The organism is Bacillus cereus group sp. MYBK108-1 (assembly GCF_051917185.1).
Classification (GTDB): domain Bacteria; phylum Bacillota; class Bacilli; order Bacillales; family Bacillaceae_G; genus Bacillus_A; species Bacillus_A cereus.
Genome location: NZ_JBQAHZ010000040.1, coordinates 1 through 17,811, shown reverse-complemented (window position 1 = coordinate 17,811; position 17,811 = coordinate 1). Strand labels below are relative to the sequence as shown.

Sequence of the window (17,811 nt, the reverse complement as noted above, 5' to 3'; positions counted from 1 at the left end):
ACAGGACATTATATTAACTTACATATATATAAGTTACTTGACGTTTACTTTGATAAAATAGACCGAATAATAATAAACGGATAGCATTTTATCTTTCATCCCGTCTAACGAATGGGGTATGTGAAATCATCAGCTGTAGCCCTGATTCCAATCAACCCACGACGTATCTTATTTGGCTCAGTATTGGGATCGCCCCAACATCGATCGAAATAGTAGTCTAATCCATTAGAAAAATCCATGTGTCCTAAAGGGAGGACAACATTATATTCATTTCCTTCCCACTTCCTAGTTTCATTTGTATCCCTAGCAAAGAAGTAAACATCACTATACGTAGCCGATCCGGGCCATAACGTTACCGTCTGTCCAGGGGCCATGTGAAACCATCCTTTTTTTCTCCATTTGCTTCTACATGTTGGTTCATACCAGGCGGCTGCTAACCACACAGTTAAATTAGTCTCGTTCCTAAATTTAAATGGCATTGTTTTTACTCTCCCTCCTCGTTATTGTTTGGAAATGTATCATGTAGTTAGAGAAACTGTAATATTGAAGGGTATTTCTTATACTATAATATTGGGATGGATAGACGAATGAAAGTTTTTCAGTTAATTTTTTATACAAATTAAACCTTTCCTATTGCAACCAATTTCCCCCTATTATTTTATTTGACTATATACTTCTTGGATGATTGTCTATACATAATTGGGTGATTTCCATACTTATACAAATTTCGATTCTGTTGCAAAGTTTGAAAAAAGCATAAACAGGTTGATAAATGTGCAGCAATATTTATGCAGTGGCTAGTAATTGCTGTAATTCATTGTACGCCGAAAAGACGGAGTCTGATTGAAGACTTCGTTTCTGTTTATATAGAGCTTGAATTGTCTCGATTCCTTTTATTGTGCGAGAAGCATGGCGAAGGTTTTGAAACCCAGACGATTTAACAAATCGACGTTTCACATGACGATGATCTTGTTCAATAAGATTATTGAACTGTTTGATGGTACAATGCTTTGTATGGTCATAAAACCCGTTTTTCTTCAACTTTTTGAAAGCACAAAGTAATGCAGGAGCTTGGTCTGTTATGAGAACCGACGGTTCTCCAAAATGTTTCCCTAATCTTTTCATGAAAGCATAGGCAGCTTGATGATTCCGTGTTTTTCGAAGTTGAAAGTCCAGTGTATGACCATCTTTATCAATTGCACGATAGAGATAACGCCATTCTCCTTTAACTTTGATATAGGTTTCATCCAAATGCCATGATGATTGGGAAGCTTTATTTTTCTTTTTCCAGATTTGATAGATGAGATTGCCATATTCATGAACCCATCGCATGATGGTTGTGGGGTGAACCGATACATCACGTTCCTTGAGGATCTCAGATACATCTCGATAACTTAAAGAAAAACGACAATAGTAGCCGACGGCTACTATTGTCGTTTTTCTTTAAAATATCCCATATATCATTCTCCTGCTCACACTTTTTCTACAGGTTAGCTCAGTTTATAAATCTTTGCAACAGAACCCCAAAAAAGCTAGTATGTGGACATAAAATCTGAGTATGATATCTATCAAATTTTGTCTATGTAATTGAGTAGGGCTAAATCAATCTCTCGTACTTTCTTTATTGAATTCGTTCCCCTTGCTTCTTCTACATCCAAGAAAGTCTTAGCAAAACTAGATCAAAAAAATAGGTTTCTAAATGTGCGTGGATGAATCAGCATCGTCGGTGGATTCCGAATAAATGTTAGACACTAACCTAATTATGAATAGACAATCATCTAAACCATAAACGGTCAAATATACTATCAGGAAACTAGAATCAAGATAAGGGGGAATCACCATGGCACAGTTTACATTTGAGACGGTGGACGTCCCAGGCACCGTCCACGGGCAAGCTTGGTTGGCGCTTGATAAGAACAACAATCCTCATATTTCTTATGTCAGTTCTGATCTACAACTGATGCTGGCCAGTAGGGATGCTAACGGTGAATGGAGTATTGAGAAAGTATTCAGTGCAGGGCTCGTTCGTGGCTCAGACGAGAACCCGGTTGTCCTAGAAATCGACTCTGAGGGTAATCCGCACGTCACCTATATCGGATATAGTACCGGCCATCTCATCTATGGTGTTAAGCGGAACGAGCAATGGACATTCACGCCTGTCCCGACGAACCGTTTTAACAATCCAGGTGACGTCTCGCACTTTGCTTTTAGGCTTCACGCAGGGCGATTGTCTCCCGAACTTCGCGACACTCCACACTTTGCTTTTCACGACTTAACGTCGGACGCACTCGGCTACACGAGAAAAGTAGATGGGCAATTTAAGAGAATGATAGTAGCCGAACGTAGCGGGTTCGATGTCGGTCGGTTCCCCTCAATGGCGTTCGATGATTCGTCAGGTACATTCCTCATTGCGTATACCGAGGAACGAGATGAGGGAGGGCCTGAACCACATACAAGGGTTCTCGCGACGAGAATTAACGACCCCTATGAAGGCACGATCGGGTATACATCACTCATCGAAGATGGTCATTTCAGAGTGGTGCGACCTACTTCCATCGTGTCAGAAACTGAATGGTGTGTAGCGTATGCTGACATTACGAATAACAGGTTAAAGGCATCTGTTTTTGACCTTAGTTTGCCTGAGTTACACCAAGAGACTGTGGCGGAGACTGTTTTTGCCGTTGTTCCTTCGTTAGCAAGGGCTCCTGGGAGTGATAATTATCGTATAGCCTTTGGAGACAAAAATACACTCAAATTAGCATCGCGCAACCGGTTCGGCGAATGGGTCATTGAAGTCGTCAATCCTGACGGCGGCGTTATGCCGTCCTTGACTTATGATCATCTCGGCAATGCCCATATCGTATATACGGTGGGGAATACACTGAAATACGCTAAGGGGACGGGTGTTCGATTCATCTGAGTCATTCCGAATTAAGTATATTGAGGTACTCTAGTGGGGGTACAGCAACATCGTCATCAAGCTAAGGGAAATGAGATACCCCCAAACCGAAAAAATGGGAGTATCTCGTTTTTATATATCCAACTTAATTTCTTTGTTCATACAACAAAATTTGTATTTCTTACCACTGTTACAAGGGCAATTCTCATAAATATTTGCTGGTCGTTTGTAATCTTTGATTGCTTTCCTTAAATCTGATATATCTTCATTGAATTCTAACCCCACGATGTAGTAGAAATTATACGTATCACAAATGGTAGCTATCTTCTCAGCTCTTTCTTTCTATTGTATAAAATTGAAGAAAAAGTGGAGGAATATCTATGAAAAAACTTTCTAGCTCTTAAGTGTTTCGACTACTTGCAGAAGAATTACAACGTAGCTTTTCACCAAAAGCATTAACCGAACTTGCCAAACAAACAAGCTCAGTTTGTTCAACGTACAAGTAAATTTCGGGCACAAGATCTATCTTTATTATGTATTGGAATGGGGCAAGATATTGCGAGTTATTCTCTGACTCGATTATGTGGTGTTTTAGAATCAGAAACTGGCGTCCTTATCAGTCCGGAAGGACTGAATCTTAGGTTAAACACCAAAAGCGGTGGAATTTTTACGCTCTCTATTCTCACGGTTATTACAGGATATTTTTGCCCATCCCCTCGAAATAGGGGAATAGCAAGCAAATTATTAACAAAATCCTTATAAATAAAGAGTTTTAACTTCTTTTAAAAATGAACATGTCAAAACATATACAGTTTAATTGACACATTTCAAATACGTATAAGTTGTATTTTTGAAATGAAAAATTCAGGATTTCTAGCTATGTCATAAAGTGTACTTTTTGACATGATGTATTTATTTCTAATAAATTAAGCTAATTCCCCCATTTTGGGGATTTGGGCAAAAACACCCTAATTAAATATCCTCTAATCTCTTGTTCCATTGGCATATACATATTGATCACCCATTTCATCTAAGCGTCTATATTTATTTTCAGTATAGGTCATTATTACTTTGGATAGTCCTCGGAGTGATGTGAACTACTTCGAATCAGTTTTATATTAATGAGATGTTTGTTTTTTTATAGAGTTTTTGGATTCTTTATTTATGGCATTTTGAATGTATACTTTTTTAGTCATTTTTGAGGGAAATGGGTAAGTTGCGATAAAACCAATAAAATCAAGGTTATGAAAGTAAACTAATATTTAAAAGTTTACATTTGATAAGAGTAAAAAAAGAGTCCTATTAATTTAGGACTCTTTCTGTTTTAAGTAGGAAAATGTTTTCGTAATTGGCCTAATTATAGAGGCTTATTCGTCAAGATTTGCTTCAGATGTTTTAGAAACAGTTTCAATATCAGAGATAATCATTTTGACAGTTTCATCTACTGACATAGTTTCAGAAATAGTTTTCTCGTTTGGTAAATCTAGAAAATCTTTGGCAATGTACCAAGCGGTTAATTCAGCTTGGCCAAAATCGTTTTTGTTGGGCTTGGTTTTATGCCTAACCATTGTTTCTTTGAGAGAAATGTCATAGTAATAGACATGAGTTTCTTCAAATGTATCAATTAGTTCTGTAAGCATAGTTTTGTACTTACTATTGCTTAGAATGCCTTCTACAATTACATATTTTACTTTATTCATACCGTACAGTGCTATTTGTTTGATAAGTTCAACAGATAAGTTTCCGACATCATCTTTTACACGAAGCATGTCTCTACGAACCACATCTTGTGGAACTAGTAGGGCGTCTTTTAGGAGTAGCTGTAGTTGTCGGGCTACTGTGCTTTTTCCGGATCCTGAGTTTCCACGAATAATTATTAAAATAGTTTTCATGAGTGCCTCCTTATTGGTGCCATTCCAAAATGTTTGATGGTATGCTGGGGTGATTGTTTTAACAATAACCGAAAGTAAACTTCTATTCAAAAGTTTACTTTGGAAAATAAGAAAAAGAAACTGATTTTTAGGGTTCTATTTCTTATTTTGATAATATTTGTATCTTATTGTAGTTTATATATTTTATAATTAATTTATTAAAATTTATAGTTAAAAAGGATGATTGGACATGACAGTAGAAAAAGAAAAGGTAACTAGGCGGGTTGTTTGTAGGAGATGTAAATCTGATCAAATAGTTGGTAATAAACGTGGTTATAATTTTAAAAGGATGTTTTTAATTCTGTTTCTTATGTTAGCTACACTTATAGCTGGACTAGCTTCTATTGATAATATAATCCCTATAGATTCCCCTCTTTTTGGTATAGCCATACTTATTGTTTGGTTTATTATGCTACTAGGGGCACCTATAACTTTATTCAGTGGATTTATTGGTAGAAAAAATATTGTCAATGGTTGTATGAATTGTGGACATACATGGATGCCTAAAAAATAGAATATCTATAGATAAAAAAAGAAAAGACAGCTGATTTATTGCTGTCTTTTTGCTTTTATTTGAGTATAAATGAAAATAAACCTTGTAAGTATTTTCTTTGAAAACACTTAATTAAGTTTCTTAATTATTACTTGTTCGCCATCCTTCATAATGTCCTGTCCATGAATTTTTACTTACTTCAGTTGCTCCTTTTAAATACCAAGTCACCCCATTCCACTCTTTTACAGCAGGTATTTCCTTTTTTGATTTGTAGCCAGGGAAGTCTTGTTTTTCAAGTTTTTTAACAAAACTTTTTTTATTATCAATTGTTTTCAATTTTACACTTGTATCAGTGGGGATTTCCGCAAATACTCCTCCAGCACCAGATAACATAATTCCAGTTGCTAATGCTCCAATTATTACTTTTTTAAACATGAAAAATCCCCCTTTTTTGGAATGAATATTACATAAATAATAATATCATATTATTTTTATTTTCTAACATATTAATTTATTTATAAACATTTAATTTGAAAGGATTTAAAAAATAATTAGTTCTATTAGTAGTGAATCTCAAGTCAATGATTGGAAGAAAGCTAAATTATTTATGGGGTAAGAAGTATAGAAGCCAACCCTTTTCAATGTAAATTTATGATTTAATAGTTGCAACCTCTATTTGTTTAGTTAGATTTGGTATAAAAACATTTAGTATAGGGGAATAAATGAGTTGAGACTATCTTCTATTATAACTAAAGTGTAAAAAAAGACGTTAAAACATGATTAAAGAAGTAAGTGTTGGTTTGATTTAATTTGAAATAGCATATGAAATACATAAGGGGTTAGGGAGATTAAGCGGATTATGTTCAATTTAGGCATTATTAAGAGAATTGCTAAGATAAAAGCGTAGGTTTAAAGGAGAAAACAAAATAGTTATTCTCTAAAACTATATAGTGTAAAAGTATAAAAATAGCAAAGTGTAAAATAATGTAGAAATATGAACCAAGTGGTTGAAACTGAAAGATTCCATCTTATAGAGTGGATTGTTTTAATTGATGAAATCCATTTAAATGCTCTCATGCAATTAAATGGTGAAGAACTTGAAAAAAGATTAGTGGAGAAATTAAAGATTATTATTAATTGGTTTTTACACTTTTTTACTTGTGTAAAAGTGTAAAATTAAGTAGAATAACACAAAAGGAGAAATGAAAAATGACAGTAATTACAATTTCTAATTTCAAAGGTGGAGTTGGTAAAACAACTTTTGCAACTATCTTAGCATACTTATTACAGAAGCAAGGAAAAAAGGTTGGATTAATTGACTTTGATCCACAAGCTAATGCTACTGAAATCATGTTTAATACATTCAATATGGATTCAAATGTAAAAACTAGTCTTTTTGAAGCAATTCAAGAAGAGGATCTGCTTAAATGTGTTGTTAAAGCAAATTCAGAGTTAGATATCTTCCCAAGTGATTTGGATTTAGTAGGATTTCCAGCACATTTATATGACTTAACTAGTGATAAAACAAAGAGATTTTATCTATTAAAATATCTAATTGATCAAATCAAAGAAGATTACGATTATATTATTATTGATGTTCCGCCAACAATCAGTGAATTTACCAATAATGCAATTGTAGCTAGTGATTATGTGGCTCTTATTATGCAAACACATCAACAGTCCTTTGCATCATCTGTAAAGTTTATTGAGTATTTAAAAGACCTTCTTGACTATAATGAGAATATTAAATTAGCTGGAGTTATTCCTTATTTGGTTACAAAAAAGGGAAAAGTCGATAATGAAGTGCTTGAAGACTCTAAGAAGATATTTAGTGATCATTTATTTAATTCACAAATAATGAAACGTGAACGTATAAAATTGTTTAGTAAAAATGGTATTACTAATGAAGATATGCATGATAAAGCGGTATTAGATATGTATCAAAGTGTAGTTAATGAGTTAATAGAAAGGATTGGAAAAGAATGAGCTTTAAAGATATTAACACAAATGAGTTTAGATCTGGAAAATCAAATCCTTTAACAAAAGGTGAGCAACAGTCAAAGGCAATATATGCTACACATACAACTAAGGTTTTAGAAGAAGATCATGTTCGTCTTAAAACATATGCTTTTAAAGACAATAAGAAGATGTTTGAAGTGGCACATGATGCACTTAAAATGTATGAAATGTTCCATAATGAGGGTGAAAAGTTAGGTCTTTCAACTAATGAAGCTGCTGCTAAGGCAATTGAATTATTAAAAAATGGTAAATAACCGTTTCAAGGCATAAGACACAGATTTTATCTGATACATTATTTATTAATAAATAATGGGAGATTTACTTAACATAATGACATTTGCAATATCCAAATGTATTTTTTTATTAGTAATTTTAATAAAATCTATTGTAGATTTGAAATGTTTTTTGATTAAAAATGTTTTGTAAACCTATAAGATATAATTAATAAAAGGAAACCATTTTGAAAAAGATTAATTAATATGGTTTCCTTTCTGTTCATTTAGGCTTTCCAAATCTAAAGAATTTTTAAATGAAAATCCTATTTATGGATTCTTATTTGTAATACTTAGCTAATATCTTGTTTTGTTCTGAAATGTTCTTTGTTAACTTATCTGTGTCTTCACTTAGCATGTCCCATAGTAAATGAGAGTTTTCATTCTTGTAAAAAGTGTTAATGTCTTTTAAAGCAGTTTCCATTAAAGATAATGAGTTTAAAACATTTTTCTTCAACTCAAGTGTATCTTGGTTCTTAACATCTTTATTCACAATTCTATCCCTTATTTCTTTTATCTTAGCATTATACTTTAGGGTATTATTCATTCCATCTCCTGTAAGATACCAACTCTCTAACGCGTAGGAGTTTCCTTTTTGAACTACAGCTTCAAAATGTTCTTTAGTATCCTTAAGTAGTGGGAAGAAGTCTTTGTCAAGTTCTTCTCTAAATCCTGTGAATTCATTCTTCATATTATTTGCTTTGTTTACTAAGAAACCAAGAGTAACACCCAGAATGATGATTACAATTAAGGCTCCCATGAATATCTTTTTCTTCATAAACTCCTCCGTTAAACCTATAATTTATATATATTAATTATAAGTTTAATGAGTTTGTTAGTAAATAATAAAAGAGAAATTATAGCTGGACTATATTTTCTTTTTTGCACAAGTTTAATAAAATATTTTATTATTTTTTATTGTCTAAAATAATTTTATTTTGCTTTTTTTTCTTTCCTGGTAAATTATATTTTTTTCTCGCTTCAATACCTATCTTTGCGATTTTTTTAGCTTCTTCTTTTGATAATCGCATAAAGATCCTCTCCCCTTCCGTATTTATTTCTATGTTTAACAGATTAGTAAAAATTTATACATACCCCTCTTCCCTACCACATATACATAAAATAAATCTAGGACACTAGGACACTGGTTAAAACTTAAAGTATGAAAATGGAGGGCAAAATGAAAATAGAAGAAAAACAGAGGAAGACACGTTCAGATAAAAAAAAGGACATTAAACCAACTGTTTCTATTAATCTTAAAGAAACAATTTCACGGATTTCCTATATAACTACTACTCCAGTAAAAGATGTAGCAGAGCAGATTTGTTCGATTGGTTTATATTCTAAACAAGTAATGGACCTTTTATCAGAATACTTTAGAAGAGATTTAGTGTTCGGAAATACATGCTATATTGGGGACCTAGAAAGAACGTCTTTACAACGTCAAAAGATAGACGGTCTGACAGATCGTATTACAATTCGTTTTACACAGGAAATCGCTGAAAAGATAAACAGTTTAGCCTATGCATTAGATGTAACACCTTCTAAAGCTACAGCAATATTGCTGGAAGTGAGTTTAAAAAACTCAGCCATTATAAACAAATATTTTAAAATGTATTTACAAGAACAATTAGACTCTGGAAGACTAAAGGAGTTAAAAAAGATTATAAAGTTTATTAATCAAAATAATCCATATGAAGAAGAATTTTCGTGGACAGAATTTTTGTCTTATATTGTTGAAGAAGTAAAAAGTACTACAAAAAATATTCCTGGAGCTATAAATGATTGGATAGACAAGTATAAATAACACTTTTATATATTATTGTTTTATATGTTTTAAGTATGTATAAAACGTTGATATATGTTGATTCCTGTTACCTTAGTATAACAAAAGTGGTTTAAAAGATAATAAATCTGACTCTTACTACAACGGAAAATAGGCTATATCATCAAAAGCCTCCAATAAGGAGGCTTTCTTATTGGTTTAGAAGTATTATACTAAAAAAGAAAATGGTTAAGATGTCCTCTTTTACCTGTACAATTGGTGTTAAGAAGGTATTGTATTGCTTAAAAACCATAAAAAATATAATAATCATCAAGTAAGCCTATTATAGCATCAATAAGTAGAGGATTTTTATATGTAATATTGCATATATATAGATTTTAATATATTTTATCTATATAGTTAAATTGTCTGTTTCTTGTTTTAATTCGTTTGTTTATTTTATTTTGAGTGCTCCAGTAACGGAGCCTTTTTTTATGCAATAAAACATTTTCTTTGCATTACTTAGTTGATCTATATTAACTTTATCTTCTTAAATTATATCTATATTTTACCAAAATATTATATGTATAACCAGTTTTTGCTAATAATCTAATGGATTGATAATTTTAATGTTATTTGTTAATTGTCATAGGAAAATTTATCATGCAATGAAGATTGAGAAATCAAGAATTATAAAAAATTATAGTATCTTGGGAAAAGTATATTTGTTATCTATATATTAATATGTTATAATTTTATTTCTAAAACTACCTAAAAGACTGCCAGTAATGGTGGTTTTTTTTATGGGTTAGATTGTACTAGTATGATAGAACAGAATTAACGGTATATTGTGAGGTTGATTGGTTATCCCTTCTTTCCATTTGGAAGGAAAGGGGGAATATACCTATGGAGTTTTTGTTTGAGCTTCTAAAAGAATTTGTGAAAGCCATTGTAGGTGAAGCTTCTGTGTATGTTTTTAGAAAAAGACAGCAAAAACCCCACTCCTCGTCGCTGTCGGAAGCAAAAGGGTGAGTTTCGTAAAAAATAAATGAATAACCATCACCCTGACGGTAGCAGTTAAAAGAAGAGATGTTAGCGAATCTCTTCTTTTATTATACACAAAAGGCATTACCGTAATACTAATACAGTAATGCCTTTTGTGTATAATAGATATAATGTACAAAAGAAAAGACACCCAAATGTGCCTTGCGATTTAACCCACTTTAACTTTAATAATATGTATTGGACTTCCATCCAAATATTATTTTAACGCATTAAGTAATTTTAGGCACTGAGAAAGAATAAAAGCACTCTTTCGAGTGCCTTCAACTATTCAACTTTTAACTTAATTTCTTTACCAGTCATACCGCCACTAGCTTTTAAGAAAATGCCTTCAGCATCTTTTGGTATATCAAATACAATTTTACCTGTCTGTGTTAGACCAGGATTCAATTGTTTTAAGAAGAAGTCAGTTTTCCCACCATTAGTTAAGTCAAAAGATGTTTGACCTTGTGTTGAATATGTGAATTCACGACCTTTGTTATCTACCAATTTAAAACTATTAGCATCAACAGTGATGGCATCTTTTTGATTATTAGTAAGTGTAACTTCTAAAATTTTAAAGACACCTTGTGCTTGTTCCTTTGTATATTCATTACCCACAGAATCTACTGTTTCCATAGATCCTACAGCGATTTTTACATCAGAAGATACACCTTCTTTTGATACTGCTGTAGTGTCTGTCGAAGTTTTTTCTGTTGAATCTCCACCACCAGCAACCATAGCAATTATTCCAATTACAAATAAAGCTATAATGCCTAGGCATCCAAACTTAAATATTTTTCCCACGTTTGTTCCTCCAATTATGTAAAATGTAAGATTACCTCGTTAATAATATCAAATTATATATCTTTATATTGTCATATTATGTCGAAAGGAAATAAAAAGATAGTTTGGAAGTTTCAGACTATCTCTCTGTCTTATAATCTATTATTTCTGCTGTACCTCTTATTCATAAATAAAAGATACTTTAAGGTGCCTTCCTCTGACCTGAACCATCTTAATTTTAATAATATGTATTGGAGACTTCCATCCTCAACTAATGGAAAGAAGAGATGATTCAATTATGTACCGATTTGGAGCATCGCCCATATAGTCAAAAGGATAGCAAGTTGTTAACGTTAATGTTGGCTCATTTTCTTTAGAAGATGTGGAGGAGTTATCAGAATCATAAAGAGGAAAAAATGGTTTTGGAAGTAGCGAGATTAAATAAAAAGGGCTATGATTTTGCCTCTAGCAAAGAGTTATGTCGTACAGAAAGGTAGTTTTATGCAAACCTAATATTAGATGTTTTATTATATAACGTTTCTAAGTTGTAACGATTGAATCATAGCAATCTTTACGTAACTTTTACATGTGATTGAAGTATTTGATTAAAACAAAATTTGAATTTTGTAGAACAGCAGAATGAGGAAATATGCTTAGAGTATTAGCGAAATCCAACCCTAATCAATTCTTCTTCGTGTATTTCAATTACGAATCTATATTCTTTATTTAATAGCCAGTAACAAAAACTGACTGCATCAACGTCAACTAGTGATTGGAATACTTTATCCAGATTTGTACTTACTACAGGGATTTCATAGTTATCCCATATTATAAAAATCTGTTCATCAAAATCTAGTTGGTTTGCTCTAATAAGGGAAATTAGTTGTTCTTTGTTCGAAGCTATTATTTGATTGTCTATCTGTTCCCAATCTATTCTTCCAGAAACAGTTATAGGAAATAAATTCATTAAATTAGTAGCAATCTGTTGGCTTTTTTTCTGAGAGAAGATAAGAGTTTCGTCTCCTAGAGATTCAAGGCATTCATTAAACAAAGGATTTGTATCATTTCTATTTTTTGTTTTCAATTCTCTTAACTTTTGTTGCATTTTCCATTGTCTTGATGATCTATCATCCATTTTTAACATTCCTTATACAATTATTTAAAAATGAGTATAGCACATAATGGTAGGCCTTATGAAAATGAACTTTTTAAATATAAATTAAACAAAAGCATTATTTGAAAAAAGAACCCCATACGGAAAGATAAGAGGCCATCAAAAATGTTGTATTTGAAACACGTGATGTTTCATAAAGGTATCATAAACTAATATATCTGTATATTGCATATAATGAATTATTTAGTTTGTGAAAAGAATAAAATTGCATAGAATCCGTATTTAAAAGAAGAAGCCCTAGGCTTAGGGGCCTAGGGCTTCTCGTTTTGGTATAGCTCACACGATATTATAAAAAGAATAGAACTTACTGAAGATAACACATAAATGTTTCGTAAATGTATCAAAAAAGTTATTTTAATTGTTGCAGCCCCTTGGAGGGCGCTCCAAGGGGCTAAGATTCGAGAATTTTTAAACTCTTGTTTAATTACATGAGAACTCCCTAAGGAGTATATATGGAATTTTAACACTCAATCAAACATTTTAACAACTGTATATTAAGATTTTTGTATAAACTTTAATGAAAAATGGCTCTTACTACTATGAAGAGCACCATAAACAGAGAAAAAGTCGTATGTGACTCTATATGAGAACCACAATAAAATTTTAATATTTAAATGCATAGTTATCTAAAAGAAATATTAAAATTTCACGTACCGTATGTAAATATAAAAACCAAAATTCAGAAATAGGTGGATTATTGATGGAGCAAATAACATTATTACCAGTAATGGACAAAGAAATGAAGAAGAGGTTGCAACAGGAAGCGGTCAGTATTTTTTTAATTGCTTATATCTTAATTGGTAAGCTACTAGGTATTACAAGTCCTATTCCTTGGATTTCATTATTAAATTAGTCATTCAATGGATGGATTGGTACATTTTCAATTGCTGCACTACAATTATTTCTTTCATCTTCTATAAAAAGTTTTGCTGTTCCAGTTGGAATGAATTTTGGTTTTACATGTATAGGAATGATATTTCATTACTTAAATATCGGGTATATATGGCCATTTGCGCAACCAGGATTAGCAATGGACCCTATTCATCTAGAAGGCTTGCATACTTTCTTTCAGTTTAGTAGTTTTTATGTCTTAAGTTGCTTATTTGTTATTATATTTACTTTTGTTGGAGTTCGAAGATTTACAATAAAAGATATTATTTGAATAGAAGTACATCGAAATTATTGAAATATTAGGGGGCAGAACAGATAAAATTTCTTAGTGGAATACGTGTATTAAGAAAAAGAGCCAATTTTACCCTATCAAGAGTAAAATCGGCTCTTTTTCTGTCGAAATTTGCTTAGCGTGGTTTTTCCGAAATGCTGACTGTACCCCATGCCCATCAAGCTAAGAATACAAAAGTACCCCAAAACGGAAAAATGAGCTTTTTTGGTACAAGTTAGCACAAAATTTTTGTTCTGGGGATATTCACATTTGTTAACTGTATGGTGAACCCAGGTAGAAAATTTCTTCATTATATATGAAGGGGATTTTAAATTTTCGGAATATTAATATTGTTTATAATCTCTCTATATATTATTATAAATAATGGAATATTAGTAAAATTTTTATATGGATTCTATTCAATCTCTAAAAATATAATTATTGGAGGCATTGTTGTGCGTAAAAAATGGAAAATCGGGCTAATGAGTACGCTTCTCGCCTGTACTACCTTCACATCTGTAGCATTTGCAGCAGAAAAACCTGTCGATCAACCCAAATGGGAGGAATGGCTAAATGGACATGCAAAAAGATTAAATGAACCCACTTCCCAGACAACAGAAGATTTATCTTTTCTAAAAGATGCCATAAAAGATAAGCGTATTGTTGTACTTGGCGAAAGTACGCATGGAGCGAAGGAAATAAATCAATCCAAAATACGTATGATTAAGTACTTACATGAGCAAATGGGATATGATGTAATTGCATTTGAATCAGGATTTGCAGAAGCAAGTACGGTTCAACAAAATATTGATAACTTAACCGCTACTGAAGCGATGAAACAATCTTTAGAAGGTGTATGGCAAACGGAGGAAGTTGAACAATTGTTTACCTATATGAAAGAACAAAAAGAAAAAGGAAAGCCACTAACATTAGCTGGTTTTGATATGAATTTATTTTATAGATCTCCATTCTACTCGTATGCGAAAGACTGGTTGCAAAAATTAAATCCTGAAGTGGCGAGTGAACTAGATGTAGCAGTAACAGAGCTAATCAAACTGGATAAGTATTACTATAATTTAAAAGGTGGGTATCCTTATGATCAATATAAAGTAGAAATACAGCCCGTAATCAACAAGTTTGAAGACGTAAAAGCTTTTATTCAGACCCATAAAACCGAATTGACTCGAGTTGCACCTAGTCCTACTTATGACGTGAATTTTCTTGAGAAATCAATCAATATACGTATCGATGCAATTAAAACACACCTAGATAGTTTTATGAAATTAAAAGGAGGTATTATCCCTTCTAACATCGCAGGATTCCCAGATTATGTTCGAGATCAAAAAATGGCTCATAACTTAGCATGGCTCACTGAGATGCAGTATAAAAACAAAAAAATAATTGTATGGGGACATAATTATCACATTCGAAAACAAAATTCAAAAATGATATTAGATTATACAAAGTATCAACAACACAATTTTGTATGTCCTAATATGATGGATTTTCTTCCGCAGCACATTAAAAACCAAATGTACACAATTGGAGTGTTTGCGTATAGTGGGAGCAGTTGGAACTCTGAAAATAACAAAATTGTTCCTGTACATACAGAACATGAAGAAAAAAGTGTAGAAAAAATAATAAACACCGTTGGACATCCAAATGTCTTTGTAAACTTAAAGGGAGAAAGTAACCGACCAGAAACGTCATGGATGTTTACCCCAACTGTAGCAAGTTATTGGGGCGACAAAGATAAAGAAGAAATCATGATTCCTAACGAACAATATGATGGAGTTTTATGGTTAGAAAAGACTTCACCTTCTGTTCTTAAATAAGAGAGAGCGTCCTTACATGTTAAGGATGTTCTTTTTCTTGTCATGATTGTACTTAACAAAATTCGATTGGATTCATTCCCTAGGGCTAGTACTACATCACTATCAAGCTAAGAAAAGCGACTATCCCAGAACGATGGTTTTAATTAAACCGCGCAAACTCTTTATTTTAGCGTAACTCTACATTTTTCCTTAACCGAGACATAATGATATATTAGAAAAAAGAAAAAATCTCACGTGGAATTTAACTTATATAAGCTTAGCTTGATGGGTATGAGTATTAGGTGCTTTTTTCTTTGTTATATAGAAATTACACATTAAAGGTATTTAATGAGCCATCTAGGTATAAAGATAATTGATAATCATACAATGATATAGAAGGGTCTTTTCTAACGTGTTAGTTACCTCAAAATATATGTATCTTTTGGTGCCTGGGCGAGGGTGCTTTTTTTATTGCACATTATTATAAGGACAAGCATATAATGCAATAGGACAAGTTCTTCGTGTCCTAATCAATGCTCAGGATAAACCCCAATTCACATTGAGAGCACCAATAGCCAGGGTGCTCTCTTTTTATTGAAAAAATATGTAAATTTATATAATGTGATTATTGGATTGTCATTTCAATATAAGGGGTACAAATTCGATGCGAAGTATAAAGGATTTGTTGAAACAATGGAAGGTGGATTTGCAAGTTGTTCAAGAAGAAAAGAGGATGAAGAAGAAGTCTAAGAATAAGAAATATATCATTCCTGGTAATACAGCAGGATTCATGAATGGAAAAAATACTTATCGTAAAGAGAATGGGGTATGGAAGCAAAGAAATAAATGATTTGAGAATAAATAGGTTTATAACAATTATTGTAGGCGCTGCCCTGGTCTGGGTGGCTCTTTTTTGATCATTTTAGCCAAGAAGACTCTTTCCTCAAGGGGGGGAAGGGTCACAGTCCAGTGAGTAGGTGTGAGATGAATTGGCTTCGAACAAGGGATGGCAGGAATTCTTCACTTCTAAGCGAAGTTCAAATGGTGGGAGTTCAAGTAATAGATAGATATATTGTTTAAAGTTGCAAAAAGTAGTTTACACATTATCAAATGGGAGTGTAAGAGGGGTTAAAATATCGTGTTTTTGATTTTTTTTGCTTCTTTTTTTCATTTGTAAACAGGTTTAAGAAGCTTTGAGGGAAAATGATTTTTAATAAAGTTAAACAAAAAATCAATTTTATTAAAAATAAAATTGATTTTTTGTTTAATTATGTTAAAATGTAATTAAAGGAGCTGAAGGTTATGGATTTTAAAAAGATTCCAAATTGGCTATTAAATTTAGAGAATGAGGACATTGAATTTATTAAAAATTTCATTTTACATTCTGGATCTTTGAAAGAAATAGCAAAAATTTATGATGTTTCTTATCCCACGGTGAGGGTACGGGTAGATAAGTTAATTCAAAAAATAAAAGTAAATGATACTGATGAAGATGAGGAGTTTATTACTTTTATCAAAAAACTTTCCATTGAAGATCGTATTAATTTAGAAGATGCAAAATTAATAATTGAAAAATATAAAAATGAAAGAGGGGATAATTAATGTTTCGTCTATATGGATTTATAATTGCGATTTTATTAATTGGATTTCAATATTTTTTATCAAGAAGAGAAAATGTTTATTGGGGAATATGTTTACCTATTGTATATGTGATAACACTCCTATATCTTTGGATAACTGAGGCTCTAACTGTCAAAGGGAATACACTTATATTCATCATAATTATTTTAGGTGGTTTAGCCATTTTATTAGGAATTTGGATTAAGGGCAGAGAAGAACTAAAAAATAAACAGAAAAAAGAATTGGACAAAATGAAAACAAAGGATATGAAGTAATCGAATAAATAAAGAAAAGGATTAGCGTCTAAAGACATGTAACTGAGTTTAAGTATAATGTGGATTTTTAAACTTTAAAAGGGAATATATATCATACATATTCCCTTTTAATAATTAGATATCGGGAGCTGTTTTTTGAGTATTTCTATAATAATATAATTATATTATAGGATTTTACTCTATATGTTCTTTTGTTAAACAAGGAAGGATGTTATAATGTCTTTAATGCTAGTGGGCTTCAGGGATAGCATGGGGATAAATAGATTGTAGAAATAAGGTATAAAAATTAATAATCATTATATAAAAAAGGATAGAACTGTAGATCCTATCCTTTTAGAATTAATTGGTTTAGTCTATGTAATTACACCAATTAGTTTACCATGTCATTAATTTTGTTGATAATCCAGTCAATAGCCATACCGTTTTTAATCCAATCTAAAACTTTACCCTTGTTAGCCCAAGCCCATGAAGCAGCTTTAGCGCCTAATTGGCCTACGATTCTTAAAAATGCAACCATGATATATACCTCCTAATATAATAATTGTAAAATTTTGAATTAT

Annotated in this window: 23 protein-coding genes; 12 read left to right on the top strand and 11 right to left on the bottom strand. The window is 31.9% G+C overall.

Translation table 11 applies throughout. The features are described from left to right. Positions 1–104 precede the first annotated feature (104 nt). Both ACTFSL_RS29430 and ACTFSL_RS29425 read right to left on the bottom strand, forming a co-directional pair. Positions 105–479 (bottom strand): DUF1036 domain-containing protein, encoded by a 375-nt coding sequence (locus ACTFSL_RS29430; protein WP_063539029.1) that lies wholly within the window; start codon positions 477–479, stop codon positions 105–107. Positions 480–786: 307 nt separating this feature from the next. After that, positions 787–1,431: an IS6 family transposase gene (locus ACTFSL_RS29425; protein WP_063539031.1), complete on the bottom strand. Its 645-nt coding sequence runs from the start codon at positions 1,429–1,431 to the stop codon at positions 787–789. Positions 1,432–1,840: 409 nt separating this feature from the next. On the opposite strand from ACTFSL_RS29425, the gene ACTFSL_RS29420 reads away from it, so the two are divergent. Then, complete coding sequence (locus ACTFSL_RS29420; protein WP_063539033.1) at positions 1,841–2,920, top strand: hypothetical protein; 1,080 nt, start codon at positions 1,841–1,843, stop codon at positions 2,918–2,920. Between the two features lie 111 nt (positions 2,921–3,031). Here the strand turns inward: ACTFSL_RS29420 and ACTFSL_RS29415 are convergent, their stop codons facing one another. Both ACTFSL_RS29415 and ACTFSL_RS29410 read right to left on the bottom strand, forming a co-directional pair. Continuing rightward, positions 3,032–3,184, bottom strand: coding sequence for an SEC-C metal-binding domain-containing protein (locus ACTFSL_RS29415; RefSeq protein WP_258009809.1), 153 nt, complete (start codon positions 3,182–3,184; stop codon positions 3,032–3,034). Between the two features lie 1,082 nt (positions 3,185–4,266). Continuing rightward, the gene (locus ACTFSL_RS29410; protein ID WP_153579927.1) at positions 4,267–4,791 is read right to left on the bottom strand and encodes an AAA family ATPase; all 525 of its coding nucleotides are present in this window, start codon (positions 4,789–4,791) and stop codon (positions 4,267–4,269) included. A 229-nt stretch (positions 4,792–5,020) separates the two neighbouring features. Here ACTFSL_RS29410 and ACTFSL_RS29405 point away from each other — a divergent pair, with 229 nt between their 5' ends. Further along, positions 5,021–5,344, top strand: coding sequence for a hypothetical protein (locus ACTFSL_RS29405; RefSeq protein WP_063539035.1), 324 nt, complete (start codon positions 5,021–5,023; stop codon positions 5,342–5,344). A 120-nt stretch (positions 5,345–5,464) separates the two neighbouring features. On the opposite strand, the gene ACTFSL_RS29400 is transcribed toward ACTFSL_RS29405, so the two are convergent. Then, on the bottom strand, positions 5,465–5,758 hold the full coding sequence (locus ACTFSL_RS29400) for an LCI fold-containing protein (RefSeq protein ID WP_063539037.1): 294 nt from the start codon (positions 5,756–5,758) through the stop codon (positions 5,465–5,467). A 559-nt stretch (positions 5,759–6,317) separates the two neighbouring features. Between ACTFSL_RS29400 and ACTFSL_RS29395 the strand changes: the two genes are divergently transcribed. Genes ACTFSL_RS29395 through ACTFSL_RS29385 form a run of 3 tightly spaced genes read left to right on the top strand, consistent with a single transcriptional unit; the run spans position 6,318 to position 7,596 of the window. Further along, positions 6,318–6,497, top strand: a complete 180-nt coding sequence (locus ACTFSL_RS29395) for a hypothetical protein (RefSeq protein WP_098033050.1) — start codon at positions 6,318–6,320, stop codon at positions 6,495–6,497. 35 nt (positions 6,498–6,532) lie between these two features. Next, positions 6,533–7,309, top strand: coding sequence for a ParA family protein (locus tag ACTFSL_RS29390; protein ID WP_063539039.1), 777 nt, complete (start codon positions 6,533–6,535; stop codon positions 7,307–7,309). Next, complete coding sequence (locus ACTFSL_RS29385) at positions 7,306–7,596, top strand: hypothetical protein (RefSeq protein WP_061667675.1); 291 nt, start codon at positions 7,306–7,308, stop codon at positions 7,594–7,596. The genes ACTFSL_RS29390 and ACTFSL_RS29385 overlap by 4 nt, the downstream gene beginning before the upstream one ends. Before the next feature lie 298 nt (positions 7,597–7,894). On the opposite strand, the gene ACTFSL_RS29380 is transcribed toward ACTFSL_RS29385, so the two are convergent. Both ACTFSL_RS29380 and ACTFSL_RS29375 read right to left on the bottom strand, forming a co-directional pair. Continuing rightward, on the bottom strand, positions 7,895–8,392 hold the full coding sequence (locus ACTFSL_RS29380) for a hypothetical protein (protein ID WP_063539041.1): 498 nt from the start codon (positions 8,390–8,392) through the stop codon (positions 7,895–7,897). 130 nt (positions 8,393–8,522) lie between these two features. Next, complete coding sequence (locus ACTFSL_RS29375; protein WP_255253821.1) at positions 8,523–8,645, bottom strand: hypothetical protein; 123 nt, start codon at positions 8,643–8,645, stop codon at positions 8,523–8,525. A 149-nt stretch (positions 8,646–8,794) separates the two neighbouring features. Here ACTFSL_RS29375 and ACTFSL_RS29370 point away from each other — a divergent pair, with 149 nt between their 5' ends. Continuing rightward, complete coding sequence (locus ACTFSL_RS29370; RefSeq protein WP_063539043.1) at positions 8,795–9,421, top strand: hypothetical protein; 627 nt, start codon at positions 8,795–8,797, stop codon at positions 9,419–9,421. Positions 9,422–10,285: 864 nt separating this feature from the next. After that, positions 10,286–10,411, top strand: coding sequence for a hypothetical protein (locus ACTFSL_RS29365; protein WP_265939523.1), 126 nt, complete (start codon positions 10,286–10,288; stop codon positions 10,409–10,411). Between the two features lie 297 nt (positions 10,412–10,708). On the opposite strand, the gene ACTFSL_RS29360 is transcribed toward ACTFSL_RS29365, so the two are convergent. From ACTFSL_RS29360 to ACTFSL_RS29350, 3 genes are all read right to left on the bottom strand, one after another. After that, entirely contained in the window at positions 10,709–11,227 is a 519-nt protein-coding gene (locus tag ACTFSL_RS29360) for a DUF4352 domain-containing protein (protein WP_063539044.1), read from the bottom strand. Between the two features lie 246 nt (positions 11,228–11,473). Further along, positions 11,474–11,644 (bottom strand): sortase domain-containing protein, encoded by a 171-nt coding sequence (locus tag ACTFSL_RS29355; protein WP_154818504.1) that lies wholly within the window; start codon positions 11,642–11,644, stop codon positions 11,474–11,476. A 223-nt stretch (positions 11,645–11,867) separates the two neighbouring features. Then, positions 11,868–12,341: a CDI toxin immunity protein gene (locus ACTFSL_RS29350; RefSeq protein ID WP_063539046.1), complete on the bottom strand. Its 474-nt coding sequence runs from the start codon at positions 12,339–12,341 to the stop codon at positions 11,868–11,870. Between the two features lie 739 nt (positions 12,342–13,080). Between ACTFSL_RS29350 and ACTFSL_RS29345 the strand changes: the two genes are divergently transcribed. The 5 genes from ACTFSL_RS29345 (at position 13,081) to ACTFSL_RS29325 (ending at position 17,251) form a co-directional block, all read left to right on the top strand. Further along, positions 13,081–13,233, top strand: a complete 153-nt coding sequence (locus ACTFSL_RS29345; protein ID WP_228546540.1) for a hypothetical protein — start codon at positions 13,081–13,083, stop codon at positions 13,231–13,233. Positions 13,234–13,997: 764 nt separating this feature from the next. Continuing rightward, a complete protein-coding gene (locus ACTFSL_RS29340; RefSeq protein WP_063539048.1) occupies positions 13,998–15,377 on the top strand; it encodes an erythromycin esterase family protein in 1,380 nt (459 codons plus the stop codon). Between the two features lie 643 nt (positions 15,378–16,020). Next, complete coding sequence (locus tag ACTFSL_RS29335) at positions 16,021–16,206, top strand: hypothetical protein (protein WP_063539050.1); 186 nt, start codon at positions 16,021–16,023, stop codon at positions 16,204–16,206. A gap of 452 nt (positions 16,207–16,658) precedes the next feature. Then, positions 16,659–16,958 carry a DUF2089 family protein gene (locus ACTFSL_RS29330; RefSeq protein WP_046945618.1) on the top strand — a complete coding sequence of 100 codons (300 nt, stop codon included), beginning with the start codon at positions 16,659–16,661 and terminating at the stop codon, positions 16,956–16,958. Next, entirely contained in the window at positions 16,958–17,251 is a 294-nt protein-coding gene (locus ACTFSL_RS29325) for a hypothetical protein (RefSeq protein WP_063539052.1), read from the top strand. The genes ACTFSL_RS29330 and ACTFSL_RS29325 overlap by 1 nt, the downstream gene beginning before the upstream one ends. 370 nt (positions 17,252–17,621) lie before the next feature. On the opposite strand, the gene ACTFSL_RS29320 is transcribed toward ACTFSL_RS29325, so the two are convergent. Further along, positions 17,622–17,768 (bottom strand): aureocin A53 family class IId bacteriocin, encoded by a 147-nt coding sequence (locus tag ACTFSL_RS29320; protein ID WP_063539054.1) that lies wholly within the window; start codon positions 17,766–17,768, stop codon positions 17,622–17,624. Positions 17,769–17,811 lie beyond the last annotated feature (43 nt).